The sequence below is a fragment of the Geomonas agri genome (assembly GCF_020179605.1).
GTDB lineage: Bacteria > Desulfobacterota > Desulfuromonadia > Geobacterales > Geobacteraceae > Geomonas > Geomonas agri.
In genome coordinates this window covers 251,103-263,539 of the sequence record NZ_JAINZO010000002.1, presented here as the reverse complement: position 1 = coordinate 263,539, position 12,437 = coordinate 251,103, and the positions used below count along the sequence as shown (strand labels likewise).

Sequence of the window (12,437 nt, the reverse complement as noted above, 5' to 3'; positions counted from 1 at the left end):
AACGAAGGAGCTTCATCATGGAGCAGCACAAAGACGACATCATCGCCGCGGTCTACCGCGTCATCCAGGAACGCAAGGCCAACCCGAGCGAAAACTCCTACACCGCAAGCCTCATGGCCAAGGGAATCGATAAGATCCTCAAGAAGCTGGGCGAGGAGGCGACCGAGGTCGTCATCGCCGGCAAAGGGGGCAAGCGTGAGGAGATCGTCTACGAGACCGCCGACCTTTTCTTCCACAGCCTGGTCCTGCTCGGCTTCTATGACATCGACCCCGAAGAGGTCTACGCGGAGCTCAGGCGCCGCTTCGGCATGTCCGGCATCGAGGAGAAGAACTCCCGCGTCGGGTAGCTCGTACCACAATGGCACAAATGCCTTGACAAAAAAGACCGCAATGGTATATTGCTGGTTCCTTGAATAATGTCTGCCGGCCCGTACCCACACAAGTCGTAAATCTAGCTAGAGAAGGGGGGGGAATATGAATGCCGGGAGTAAAGGTAAAAGAAGCTGAACCGTTTGAGCTTGCGCTCAAGAAGTTCAAGAAGCAGTGCGAGAAAGCCGGAATCCTTTCTGAGGTCCGCAAAAGAGAGCACTACGAGAAGCCGAGCATCAAGAAGAAGAAAAAGGCCATTGCCGCTCGCAAGCGCGCTCTGAAAAAACAGCGCAAGATGGTCGACTAAGAAGAGGGTTTCATGCAACTGAGGGAGAGACTCAACGCGGAACTGAAGGAGGCGATGAAAAGTCGCGATGCCCTGCGTTTATCCACCATCCGCATGGTACTCTCCTCGGTGAAAAACCGCGATATCGAGCTCAGACGTGAACTGAGCGATAGCGAGATCACCGAAACCATCGTTACCCTCTGCAAGCAGCGCAGGGAATCCATCCGACTCTTTAAGGAAGCAGGCAGGCAGGAGTTGGTGGATAAAGAGGAAGCGGAGCTCGCGCTCCTTATGGACTACCTCCCCCAGCAGCTGACACGGGAAGAGCTGGGCGACCTGGTGGCGAAAGTCATCGCGGAAGTCGGCGCTACCGGCGGCAAGGATATGGGCAAGGTCATGAAGGCCGTCCAGCCCCTGGTCGCAGGCCGTGCAGAAGGCAAACTGGTGAGCGAAGTTGTGAAGGAAAAACTCGCATGATCAATGCCCCCGGGACCAGTCCCGGGGGAGCTTGCGGGTTTTGGGTGTCATGAGTAGGGGCGAATCGCAGCGATTCCCCCTTCTTTTGCTTTGTGGCTAGTGACCAGGTGTTTGCATGATCCTTCTCGACATCCTTATCTGGGTCGTATTGCTTTTCTTTGTGGCGAAGGGGTTCTCGAAGGGGCTGGTGCGTGAGGCTTGCTCCCTGCTCGGCCTCGTCACTGGCGGCTGGGCCGCCTTCCGATACTATTCCACTCTCAGTCTGGGGATCAGGCACTTCATCAACCTCCCCCCGCAGGTCGCGCAGCCGCTGGCGTTCCTCCTTATCTTCATGCTGCTCGGCATGCTTTTCTATTTCCTCGGTCATCTGCTCACCGTCGTCTTGAAAGTCATGCTCCTGGGCGGGATCAACCGCGCCGGCGGGATCGTCTTCGGTTTCCTCCAGGGTGGCTTCATACTCTGCGTGCTCCTCTACCTGGCAACCACCAAGCCGATGCCGGAGAAGGTGAAGGTCTGGATCCACGGTTCCAAAACCGCGGCCGCGTTCGCCTCGACGGGTGCGGACATCGCGGCCGGTTGGGAAGGTGCTATAACCCACGCCAGGGAAACGAAAGAGACCAACGACACCAAGGAAGGCAGCGAAAGCAAAGAAGTAAAGGCGCCGACTCCGCACGGAGCGCATAAGAAATAAGGATTAACCGCAGTGTCGACGATACCGGACGAGAAGATCAGGGAAGTACGCGAGAGGGCCCCGATCCTCCAGGTTGTCTCCGACTACATGAGCCTCAAGAAGTCCGGGGCGAACTACCAGGGGGTCTGCCCCTTTCACGGCGAGAAGACCGCGTCATTCAACGTGAACCCGGCGCGCGGCATCTTCCATTGCTTTGGTTGCGGCGTGGGAGGGAATGCCGTCGATTTCGTCATGCGCATGGAAGGGCTTTCCTTCCCGCAGGCGGTCAAGTTCCTGGCCAAGAAAGTGGGGGTGGAGATCCCCGAACGTCCGCTGACCCGCGAAGAGAAGCGCAAGGTGGACGAGCAGGAGCAGGCCTACCAGATCAACGAGCTGGCCTGCGAGTTTTACCGCCGGGTTTTGGAGTCCGACGAGGCAGGTGCCGCCGGCAGGGCCTACCTGGAGAAACGCGGGGTTGATAAGGCGACCGCCGCCACCTACCGCATGGGATTCGCACCGGCGGGATGGGACAACCTGACCAGCTTTCTCCGGCGCAAGGGGATTCCGCTGGATGCGGCCGAGAAGCTTGGCCTGCTACGGAAAAGGGAAGGGAAGGACGGCTACTACGATACCTTCAGAAACCGTCTCCTCTTCACCATCGCGGACCTGCACGGCCGCGCCATTGGTTTCGGCGGGCGGGTCATGGATGACTCGCTCCCCAAGTACATAAACTCTCCGGAGTCCATCGTGTACCGCAAAAGCGAGGTCCTCTTCGGAGTCGACCTGGCCAAGAAGGGAATGCGGGAGAAGGGGAGCGCCATCGTGGTCGAGGGATATTTCGATCACCTGGCACTGTACCGCGCCGGCTTCACCAACGTGGTGGCCACCTGCGGCACGGCGCTTACGCCGCCGCACGTGAAGCTGCTGCGCCGCTACGCCGACCGGGCCTTCATGCTCTTTGACGGCGACGAGGCTGGACGCAAGGCGACGGTCCGTTCCATGGAACTGTTCCTCGAAGAGGGGTTCCCGGCGCGGGTGGTCGAAGTCCCGGCGGAGGACGACCCGGACACCTTCATCAACCGCGAGGGTGGCGAGGCCTTCCAGCCGCTTTTGGACAAGGCGCTACCCATCTTTGAGTCCTTCTACAAGGGACTCCTCAAGCGCATGGATGTGAAGAGCGTGGAAGGGAAGGTCGCCTTCGTGAACGAGGTGTCGCCCCGCCTGCAGAAGATCGGCGACCCGGTGGAGCGCGGCCTCTACGAGAAGGAGATCTGCCGGGCGCTCGGCATCGACCGCGCCATGCTGCTCCAGAAGGTCGGCATACCGGCAAGGCCTCAGGCGCCGCGTCCGCAACCCAAGGGTGCTCCGAAGCAGACTGGCACCGAAGAGGTGCTGCTTACCTTGATGGTGAAGTACCCGGATGTCGTGTTAAGGGTTCGTGACCACGGTGCCGATAAGCTGTTCAGCGCCAGCCACCTGAAGCTGGCGCAGGCCATCGTGGCACAGTCGGAAACGGGGGATCTCGATCTCCCCCTGGTGTTGGAACAGATCGAATCGCACGAGGAAAGAAGCCGTCTCTATTCGCTGTTCGTGGAGGATGCGCACCTGGAGGACCTTGACCCGGTCAAGGCCTTCGAGCAGTGCTGCCAAGCCCTGGAACGGCGAGCGCTCAAGGGGGACGGCAAGGCCCTGGCACGGGAGTTGGCCACGGTCGACCCGGATTCTCCGAGGTACTTGGAGATACTGTCTGAACTTGAGCGGTTGCGTAATAAAAAATCGAAATTACTATAGTAGGATTCAAGCGGTAGCTGTGCTGGATTCAAGCTGTAGCGGAGCGTGGTAAATGGCCAAGAAAAGCATGGATGAAGTGAAGCAGCTTATCGACCTGGGCAAGGAGAAAGGTTTCCTCACCTATGAAGAGGTGAACGACCTGCTCCCCCCTGACATCGTCTCTTCCGATCAGATCGACGATGTGATGAGCATGTTTGGCGATATGGACATCGAGATCGTGGACTCCGCTCAAAAGGTGAAGATCCCTAAGATCAAGATGGACCTCGAGGAAGAGGAAGAGCACGAAGGCGGCGAGGGTGAGGAAGTCGAGTTCGAGCCCGGCACCCTCGGCCGTACCAGCGACCCCGTGCGCATGTACCTGCGCGAGATGGGCTCCGTATCCCTGCTGACCCGCGAAGGCGAGGTCGAGATCGCCAAGCGGATCGAAGTCGGCGAACGCGATGTGGCCAGCGTCATCCTGAACACCCCGATCACCGTGCGCGAGGTAGTTTCCCTCGGAGAGCGTCTGCGCAAGCAGCAGATCGGCGCCATCGAGATCTCCAAGGACGTAGAGGAAGAGGTCCTCGAAGAGGGTGAAGAGGACCTGCAGGCGCTGCGCGTTCTTGGCATCATCGACGAGATCCACGAGATGTCCCAGCGCATGGAGCAGATCCAGACCGCACTGGAAGGTAAGGTCTCCGCCAAGGAAGGCGAGGCGCTCAACACCGAGCACGGCGAGCTGAAGGTCAAGATGGCCGAGACCCTGAAGTCGCTGCGCCTCAAGGACCGCCACATCGAGAAGATCGCCCAGCGCCTGAAGGAGCTCTCCTGCAAGGTAGACACCGTGATGCAGGAAGTTGCCGAACTGGAGAAGGAGACCAGCACCGTCAAGGACGTGTTCCTGGCTGCCTTCGAAGGGCTGAAGAACGCATCCGACGCCGACTTCTCCAAGAAGATGAACATGTCGCTCGAGGAGGGGCAGAAGCTCGAGAAGCGCTACCGCTCCAGCGAGGCGAAACTGAAGAAGATCGAGCAGGAGTCCGGCTTCAAGGCAAGCGAGCTCGCCAACGCGCTCCTCGCCATTGAGGAGGGCGAGCACAAGGCCAAGCTGGCCAAGAGCGAGCTGGTCGAAGCCAACCTCCGCCTGGTCGTTTCCATCGCCAAGAAGTACACCAACCGTGGCCTGCAGTTCCTCGACCTGATCCAGGAAGGTAACATCGGCCTGATGAAGGCGGTGGACAAGTTCGAGTACCAGCGCGGCTACAAGTTCTCTACCTACGCTACCTGGTGGATCCGTCAGGCCATCACCCGCGCCATCGCGGACCAGGCCCGCACCATCCGCATCCCGGTGCACATGATCGAGACCATCAACAAGCTGATCCGTACCAGCCGCCAGCTGGTGCAGGAGATCGGCCGCGAGCCCTCCCCGGAGGAGATCGCCGAGCGCATGGCTCTGCCGCTGGACAAGGTCCGCAAGGTCCTCAAGATCGCCAAGGAGCCGATCTCCCTGGAGACACCGATCGGCGAGGAAGAAGATTCCCATCTTGGCGACTTCATCGAGGACAAGGGCGTGGTATCCCCCCTCGAAGCGGTCATCAAGGCGAACCTCTCCGAGCAGACCTCCCGCGTGCTCTCCACCCTCACCCCGCGTGAGGAGAAGGTGCTCAGGATGCGTTTCGGCATTGGCGAGAAGAGCGACCATACCCTTGAGGAGGTCGGCCAGGACTTCGAAGTAACCCGCGAGAGGATCCGGCAGATCGAGGCCAAGGCGCTCAGGAAGCTGCGGCACCCGAGCCGGGCGAAGAAGCTGAAAAGCTTCGTAGAGTAGTCACCAAGGCCGCACCGGAATCGCCGGCGCGGCCTTTTTCTTTGAAAAAAACAAACCCGGAACACAGAGGGCACCGAGGCAAAGCCGGAGCGGACACAGAGTAAAGCCGCTTCAGGTCCAACCCCAGCCCCACCCCCCGGACCCGCCTTTCATCCCCTCCCCTGGAGGGGGAGGGCTAGGGAGGGGGAAGGTTCCCCACAGTTCCCCCCTCCCAACCTCCCCCCCTCCGGGGAGAGGAGCATAGACAGAGGTAAGCAATGAAGAAGAAAGCGGTAATCCTGTACAGCGGCGGGCTCGATTCGACCACCTGCATGGCCATCGCGAAGCACCAGGGCTTCGAGCCCTACGCCATGAGTTTTAGCTACGGACAGCGTCACCAGCACGAAGTGGCCCTTGCTAAGAAGAACGCGCGCCCGATGGGTGCCGTGGACCACATGCTGGTCGAATTCGACCTGAGGATGATGGGTGGCAGCGCCCTCACCTCCGATATCGCCGTCCCCAAGGAAGGAGTGGGTGAGGAAATCCCCGTTACCTACGTGCCGGCCAGGAACACCATCTTCCTCTCGTTCGCGCTGGGCTGGGCCGAGACGCTGGGCGCCTTCGACATCTTCATCGGTGTCAACGCGCTGGACTACTCGGGCTACCCCGACTGCCGCCCGGAATACATCGCGGCTTACGAGACGATGGCGAACCTCGCCACCAAGACGGGCGTGGAAGGGAAGAAGATGACCATCCACACGCCGCTGATCAGCCTCACCAAGGCGGAGATCATCAAGACCGGCCTGACCCTTGGGGTGGACTACGGCAAGACCCATTCCTGCTATGATCCCACCGAGGACGGCGCCGCCTGCGGCCTGTGCGACTCTTGCCGCCTGCGCCTGAAAGGGTTCGCCGAACTCGGCGTCACCGACCCGGTCCGCTACGTCAAGCGCTAACCCCGCCAAGTCTCTTACGGGCAGGTCTACTATCATTCCACCGTCCCTCCCTCTCCCGCCGGGAGAGGGCCGGGGTGAGGGCGCCTCAACAGGCGATTCGTCACTCCGTGGCAACGCCCTCACCCCTTCCCCTCTCCGGTGGGCGAGGGGATAACGGCTGAGGAAAAGGCATGAGCAAAGATATGGAGCAGAAGACAGAAGGCAAGGCACTCACCGACGTGCAACTTACCCGCGATACACGCAACATCGCCATCGGCAAAGTGGGTGTGAAGGACGTCTCGTACCCTATTGTGGTGATGGACAAGAACAAGAAGTTCCAGAACACCATCGCGCGCATCAACATGTACGTCGACCTCCCGCACCACTTCAAGGGGACCCACATGAGCCGTTTCGTGGAGATCCTGAACAAGTACCGGGAGAACATCGCTCTCGACAAGCTCGAAGTGATTCTTTCCACCATGAAGGAGAAGCTGGGGGCCTCCAACGCGCACCTGGAGATGGAATTCCCCTACTTCGTGGAGAAGAAGGCGCCGGTCTCCAAGGCGAAAAGCCTCATGGAGTACACCTGCACCTTCAGCGCGTCGCTTTCCGACCGTTTCGACTTCGTGCTGGGCATCAAGGTGCCGGTCACCTCGCTTTGCCCCTGCAGCAAGGAGCTCTCCAGCTACGGCGCCCACAACCAGCGCTCCATCATGACCGTCCAGGTCCGCTACAGCGAGTTCATCTGGATCGAGGACCTCATTGACATCATCGAGGAGTGCGGTTCCTCGCCTGTGTATTCCCTGCTGAAGCGCGAGGACGAGAAGTTCGTCACCGAGCGGGCCTACGAGAATCCCCGTTTTGTCGAGGATATGGTGCGCGAGGCAACGGTGCGTCTGCTATCTATGGAAAATATCACTTGGTTTTCCGTGGAAGCCGAGAACTTCGAGTCGATCCACAAGCACTCCGCCTATGCCGCGATCGAGCGGAAAAAAGGGTAGACGGTATCGCAAAGGTCAACAGCTTGACTGGCTCGGTCTGTGGATAACTTTGTTGAAAAGTAGGAAAATTGTGGACAACTCTAGCTTTTACCCCTTCATTTAACTCCCTTAAGGTTTCGCTCTCTAATGAAACGCGCGCTCGCCATCTTTGCCAAGACGCCGCTGCCGGGACGGGTGAAGACCCGTCTTTCTCCTCCCTTGCTGCCGGCGCAGGCGGCCGAGCTCTACCGCTGCATGCTGCTCGACATCATCGAGCGGTCCGCGGGGCTCAGCGCTGCCATCGTGATCTTCTACGAGGGGAGCACGGACTTCTTCAGGAAAGCGGCGCCGGAGGCCCTCCTGGTGCACCAGAGCACGGGCGGGCTAGGTGAGCGTCTGGAACACGCTTTCCAGGAACTCTCCGGGCATGGCTATGGTGCCCGCGTGGTAATCGGAACCGATTCCCCCGACCTCCCCTTGGCCTTCATCGAGGAGGCTTTCCAAAAACTGGAGCAGGGGAGCGATGTTGTTTTCGGTCCGGCGGAAGATGGCGGTTACTACCTGGTCGGGGTGAGAGACAGCTACGGCGCACTCTTCCAGGACATCCCCTGGTCCAGCGAGAAGGTGCTGGAGACGAGCCTCCGGCGTGCCGAAGCGTCGGCGCTTACCGCCGCCGTGCTTTCTTCCTGGCACGATGTCGACAGCTGGGATGACCTGCTTCGCCCGAGTCTCCTGGAGCAGTCCAACAGGGCCCCGCGCACCCGCGCATTTATTGCGGCGCTGGACCTTGCCGCTCCGCTTGCCGCGGACGCGGTGTAGTTGACAAGGTTGCCAGACCTGTTTTGATCTATGGCGTGGCTCAGGCCGCGCCTTTCGTTTTCCCACCCACACCAGCCCTAAAGGGACTTACATGTCGCTTTCCCACACCCAGATCCTGAACGAGGTTTTCGGCTTCAAGACCTTCCGGCCGCGCCAGCAGGAGATCGTGGAGACGGTGCTCTCCGGGAAGGATGCCTTCGTGCTGATGCCGACCGGCGGCGGCAAGTCCCTGTGCTACCAGGTCCCCGCCCTGTGTCTCCCGGGCACCGCGCTCATTGTCTCTCCGCTTATCTCGTTGATGAAAGACCAGGTCGACGCGCTGCGTGAGAACGGCGTCGCCGCTGCCTGCTACAATTCCTCCCTGGGGGAGGCCGAGGCGCGCCGGGTGCTGGCCGAACTGCACGCGGGCGAACTGAAACTCCTTTACGTGGCGCCGGAGCGACTGCTCTCGGACGGCTTTATCGATCGCATCAAGACGCTTCCCATCTCACTTTTCGCCGTGGACGAGGCTCACTGCGTCTCGCAATGGGGGCACGACTTCCGTCCCGAGTACGCGCAGTTGGGCCAGTTGCGCGATATCTTCCCGCAGATCCCGATGATCGCCCTCACTGCCACGGCCGATGCTCAGACGCGCGGCGATATCCTCTCGCGGCTCGGGCTTCAGGACGCTACCTGTTTCTGCACCGGTTTCGACCGCCCCAATATCCGCTACAGCGTGATGGAGAAAAATAAGCCGTTCAGCCAGCTGATGGCCTTTCTCGCCACCCGCAAGGACGAGGCGGGCATCGTCTATGCCCTGTCCCGCAAAAGGGTAGAGGAGGTGGCCAGGAAGCTGTGCGAGGCGGGAGTAAAGGCCGCCGCCTACCACGCGGGCCTGCCGGACAAGGAGCGCCACGAGGTACAGGAAGCCTTCCTGCGCGACGACGTGAAGGTGGTGGTCGCGACGGTCGCGTTCGGGATGGGGATCGACAAGTCCAACGTCCGTTTCGTGGTGCACTACGACATGCCCAAGAGTATCGAGAGCTACTACCAGGAAACAGGCCGCGCCGGTCGAGACGGGCTTCCCGCCGATGCCCTGCTGCTCTTTGGCTACGGCGACATCGCGGTGGCGCGTGGGCTGATCGGCAACGGCGGTAATGAGGAGCAGAACCGGATCGAGTTGCACAAGCTTAACTGCATGGTGGGGTTCGCCGAGGCCCAGACCTGCCGGCGCCAAGTGCTTCTGGGCTACTTCGGCGACAGCCTGGCGACCGGGTGCGGCAACTGCGACATCTGCGAGAGTCCGCCGGAGCGTTTCGACGCCACCGACGATGCCCGGAAGGCGCTCTCCTGCGTGTACCGCGTCGGCCAGCGCTTCGGGATGGGGCACGTCATCGACGTGTTGCGCGGCTCGCAGAATCAGAGGATCCACGAACTGAAGCACGACCAGCTCTCCACCTTCGGGATCGGCAAGCACCACTCCCAGGAGGTCTGGGGCAACCTTTTACGCCAGTTGATCCACTTGGGGTACCTGGAGCAGGATCTGGCTAATTTCTCGGTGCTGAAGCTGACGGAAAAGGCGCGACCACTGTTACGGGGGGAGATGGCGCTGGAGTTGGCGAAGCCGAGGGATACCCGTGTGGTCGAGAAGAAGACCGCAGCCAAGAAGCCGAGTTACGACGGCGAGCTCTTTGGCGAGTTGCGGGAGCTGCGCAAGCAGATTGCGGATGAGCAGCAGGTGCCGCCGTATGTGGTCTTCCCGGACGCAACCTTGGCCGAAATGGCGGCGCAGATGCCCAAGGACAAGTGGGAGTTACTGAAGATCACTGGCGTCGGGCAGCACAAGCTGGCGCGCTACGGCGACGCGTTCCTGCGGGTGATTAAGGGACACGAGGCGAAAACCGACCCACCTTCGCGCTGAAGCGCTACGGTGGGCACGCCCGTGACAAATAAAATGGGGACAGGCTACTTTTTCGAAAGTTAGCCTGTCCCCTTTTCCTCTCAGATGTCCTCAGATTTTCTCAGAGCCTCCGCCTTGGAGCGCTATGGTCCGCAAACGTGGCCAAGTGTTTTGGTTTAACCTTCCTACTTAATGACTTCGATCTGGTATCCGCACTTGCCGAGGTGCCTGGTGACTTCCTGGATATGCTCGGCGCCACGGGTCTCCAACTCGACCAATACCTCGGTCTTTCCTATCGGCAACGACTCTGAGCGACGATCGTGGGTGATGATAGAGATATTGGCCCGCGCCTCCGCGATCTCGGCCGCGAGCCGCGCCAGCGCACCCGGCACGTCGTCCAACTCCACCTTCAGCTTCAGATAACGCCCCGCCGCCAGCAGACCTCGCTCGACGACCACTGCGATGGTCTTTACGTCGATGTTGCCGCCCGATAGCACCGCCACGGTCTTGCCGGTAATCTTTTTTACCTTCCCGTTCAACAGAGCCGCCAAGCCGACGGCTCCGGCGCCCTCTACCATCAACTTGTTGCGCTCCATGAGCGACACGATGGCCAGCGCGATCTCTTCCTCATCGACCAGTACGATCTCGTCCACGTAATCCCGCACAACAGGAAAGGTGTTGCTCCCGGCCGTCTTCACAGCGATGCCGTCGGCGAGACTGGCACGGATGGGCACGGTGATTACCTCGCCCGCTTTCACGGCTTGGCGCATCGACGGGGCGGCAGCCGATTCGACGCCGATGACCCGCACGTGGGGATGGGTTTCCTTGATGGCCCGGGCGATCCCGGCTATCAATCCTCCACCGCCGATCGGGACCAGCACGTTGGCGAGATCCGGTAGGTCCTCCAACAGCTCCAGTCCGATGGTCCCTTGCCCGGCCATCACCAGCGGATCATTGAAGGGGTGCACGAACAGGGCGCCGGTCTGCTCGGCCTGCCTCAGGGCGGCTGCACAGGCCTCATCGAAATTCTTCCCTTCGAGGACCACCTCTGCGCCGTAGTCACGGGTGGCAAACACCTTCTGCGGCGGCGTGCTTTCCGGCATGTAGACCACGGCCTTGACGCCGAGCAGGTCGGCGGAGAAGGCGACACCTTGGGCATGGTTGCCTGCCGAGGCGGTGATCACACCGCCGGCGAGGGCTTCGCGCGACTGGGCGGTCATGAAGTTGAGCGCACCACGGATCTTGAAGGCGCCGGTGCGCTGAAGGTTCTCGCACTTGAAATAGAGGGGGAGGCCGAGGCGTTCGCTGAAGTGATGGGCTTGGATCAGTTCCGTGCGACGCACCCTTTTCTTGAGCCGCTGGGCCGCGTCGAGGATCAGGTTGTAATCGAGCATCTATTCTTCCATTCGCAGGTTAATGTGTGTGGTCATGGTCGTGGCAGTGATGGTGCCCCTGGCACGTCCCGTGCGGGTGATGATGTGGGTGCGCGTGGGCATGTGCCAGCGAGGCGGCTCGGGGACGGTGGCGGAACTGCTTGGCCCCCGTACCCTCGGCGCAGCGGGTGGTCTCCACCTGCAGCGTGGTGTGGGAGATGTGGAAATGCTGGAACAGCTTCTCCTCTATCTTGCGCAGGATCTCTCCCTGCTCATTGGGGGCGCAGTCGGGTACCACCACGTGCGCAGAGAGGGCGATGATGTGGGAGCAGATGGTCCAGATGTTGAGGTGGTGTACCTCCGCAACCCCCTCAACCTCCTGCATGGCAAACGCAACCTGGTTGATGTCGATGCCGCGCGGCACACCCTCCAGGAGGATGTGCACCGACTCGCGCATGACCCGCCACGAACCCCAGAAGATGATAAAGCCGATCCCCACCGAGATGATGGCGTCCAACAGGTACCAGTTGGTGAAGTACATGATGATGCCGCCCACGATGACGCCGACTGAAGCGGCCGCGTCGCCGATCACGTGCAAGAACGCGCTGTGGACGTTGAGGTCGTCGTGGGAGTGCGTGTGCAGCGCGCCGGCGGAGAGCAGGTTCATGGCCAGACCGACTGCGGCAATGATGAGCATCTCGAGGCTTTTTACCGCTTGCGGTTGCAGAAGTCGCTCGAAGGCCTCGTAGCAAATGATGCCGGCGATGAGGAAGACGGTGCTGCCGTTGATGAAGGAAGCGAAGACCTCGGTGCGGTGCCAGCCGAAGGTCCGGGTGTCGCTGACCGGGTAGGAGGCGAGCTTGATTGCACCCAGGGAGAGGAGCAGGGCAAACAGGTCGAGGAACACGTGCGCGGCGTCGGACAAGAGAGCCAGCGAATTGGTCCAGATGCCTCCGACCAGTTCTGCCACCAGGGTCAGCGAGGTCAGCAGGATGGCGTACTTGAAGCGTCCGGTTATGCTCTGATCCAGATGGCTGTCGGCATGAGCATGCATAGGCGTGTCCCGATGGGA

At 60.8% G+C, this 12,437-nt stretch carries 12 protein-coding genes; 10 read left to right on the top strand and 2 right to left on the bottom strand.

Annotated features, from left to right (window positions below):
* Window positions 1-17: 17 nt before the first annotated feature.
* The 10 genes from K7R21_RS12605 (at window position 18) to recQ (ending at window position 10,013) form a co-directional block, all read left to right on the top strand.
* The gene (locus tag K7R21_RS12605; RefSeq protein ID WP_199391170.1) at window positions 18-347 is read left to right on the top strand and encodes a phosphoribosyl-ATP diphosphatase; all 330 of its coding nucleotides are present in this window, start codon (window positions 18-20) and stop codon (window positions 345-347) included.
* 131 nt (window positions 348-478) lie between these two features.
* A complete protein-coding gene (gene rpsU / locus K7R21_RS12600) occupies window positions 479-676 on the top strand; it encodes a 30S ribosomal protein S21 (RefSeq protein WP_011940832.1) in 198 nt (65 codons plus the stop codon).
* A gap of 12 nt (window positions 677-688) precedes the next feature.
* A complete protein-coding gene (locus K7R21_RS12595) occupies window positions 689-1,132 on the top strand; it encodes a GatB/YqeY domain-containing protein (protein ID WP_224983667.1) in 444 nt (147 codons plus the stop codon).
* Window positions 1,133-1,247: 115 nt separating this feature from the next.
* Window positions 1,248-1,823: a CvpA family protein gene (locus tag K7R21_RS12590; protein ID WP_224983666.1), complete on the top strand. Its 576-nt coding sequence runs from the start codon at window positions 1,248-1,250 to the stop codon at window positions 1,821-1,823.
* A 12-nt stretch (window positions 1,824-1,835) separates the two neighbouring features.
* A complete protein-coding gene (gene dnaG, locus K7R21_RS12585; protein ID WP_224983665.1) occupies window positions 1,836-3,593 on the top strand; it encodes a DNA primase in 1,758 nt (585 codons plus the stop codon).
* 52 nt (window positions 3,594-3,645) lie between these two features.
* Complete coding sequence (rpoD, locus tag K7R21_RS12580; protein ID WP_224983664.1) at window positions 3,646-5,400, top strand: RNA polymerase sigma factor RpoD; 1,755 nt, start codon at window positions 3,646-3,648, stop codon at window positions 5,398-5,400.
* Window positions 5,401-5,657: 257 nt separating this feature from the next.
* A complete protein-coding gene (gene queC, locus K7R21_RS12575; protein WP_224983663.1) occupies window positions 5,658-6,335 on the top strand; it encodes a 7-cyano-7-deazaguanine synthase QueC in 678 nt (225 codons plus the stop codon).
* A 182-nt stretch (window positions 6,336-6,517) separates the two neighbouring features.
* Window positions 6,518-7,315, top strand: a complete 798-nt coding sequence (gene folE2 / locus K7R21_RS12570) for a GTP cyclohydrolase FolE2 (RefSeq protein ID WP_224984896.1) — start codon at window positions 6,518-6,520, stop codon at window positions 7,313-7,315.
* 126 nt (window positions 7,316-7,441) lie between these two features.
* Window positions 7,442-8,113 (top strand): TIGR04282 family arsenosugar biosynthesis glycosyltransferase, encoded by a 672-nt coding sequence (locus tag K7R21_RS12565; protein WP_224983662.1) that lies wholly within the window; start codon window positions 7,442-7,444, stop codon window positions 8,111-8,113.
* A gap of 91 nt (window positions 8,114-8,204) precedes the next feature.
* Complete coding sequence (gene recQ / locus K7R21_RS12560) at window positions 8,205-10,013, top strand: DNA helicase RecQ (RefSeq protein WP_224983661.1); 1,809 nt, start codon at window positions 8,205-8,207, stop codon at window positions 10,011-10,013.
* 164 nt (window positions 10,014-10,177) lie between these two features.
* Here the strand turns inward: recQ and ilvA are convergent, their stop codons facing one another.
* Together ilvA and K7R21_RS12550 are read right to left on the bottom strand one after the other, a co-directional pair.
* Window positions 10,178-11,386, bottom strand: coding sequence for a threonine ammonia-lyase (gene ilvA, locus K7R21_RS12555; protein ID WP_224983660.1), 1,209 nt, complete (start codon window positions 11,384-11,386; stop codon window positions 10,178-10,180).
* A gap of 19 nt (window positions 11,387-11,405) precedes the next feature.
* The gene (locus K7R21_RS12550) at window positions 11,406-12,419 is read right to left on the bottom strand and encodes a cation diffusion facilitator family transporter (protein ID WP_224983659.1); all 1,014 of its coding nucleotides are present in this window, start codon (window positions 12,417-12,419) and stop codon (window positions 11,406-11,408) included.
* Window positions 12,420-12,437 lie beyond the last annotated feature (18 nt).

Excerpts from the sequence above, each read along its gene's own strand:
- recQ (WP_224983661.1), top strand. The coding sequence starts at position 8,205 with ATGTCGCTTTCCCACACCCAGATCCTGAACGAGGTTTTCGGCTTCAAG.
- folE2 (WP_224984896.1), top strand. The coding sequence starts at position 6,518 with ATGGAGCAGAAGACAGAAGGCAAGGCACTCACCGACGTGCAACTTACC.
- rpsU (WP_011940832.1), top strand. The coding sequence starts at position 479 with ATGCCGGGAGTAAAGGTAAAAGAAGCTGAACCGTTTGAGCTTGCGCTC.
- ilvA (WP_224983660.1), bottom strand. The coding sequence starts at position 11,386 with ATGCTCGATTACAACCTGATCCTCGACGCGGCCCAGCGGCTCAAGAAA.
- K7R21_RS12605 (WP_199391170.1), top strand. The coding sequence starts at position 18 with ATGGAGCAGCACAAAGACGACATCATCGCCGCGGTCTACCGCGTCATC.
- K7R21_RS12595 (WP_224983667.1), top strand. The coding sequence starts at position 689 with ATGCAACTGAGGGAGAGACTCAACGCGGAACTGAAGGAGGCGATGAAA.
- queC (WP_224983663.1), top strand. The coding sequence starts at position 5,658 with ATGAAGAAGAAAGCGGTAATCCTGTACAGCGGCGGGCTCGATTCGACC.
- K7R21_RS12590 (WP_224983666.1), top strand. The coding sequence starts at position 1,248 with ATGATCCTTCTCGACATCCTTATCTGGGTCGTATTGCTTTTCTTTGTG.
- rpoD (WP_224983664.1), top strand. The coding sequence starts at position 3,646 with ATGGCCAAGAAAAGCATGGATGAAGTGAAGCAGCTTATCGACCTGGGC.
- K7R21_RS12550 (WP_224983659.1), bottom strand. The coding sequence starts at position 12,419 with ATGCATGCTCATGCCGACAGCCATCTGGATCAGAGCATAACCGGACGC.
- K7R21_RS12565 (WP_224983662.1), top strand. The coding sequence starts at position 7,442 with ATGAAACGCGCGCTCGCCATCTTTGCCAAGACGCCGCTGCCGGGACGG.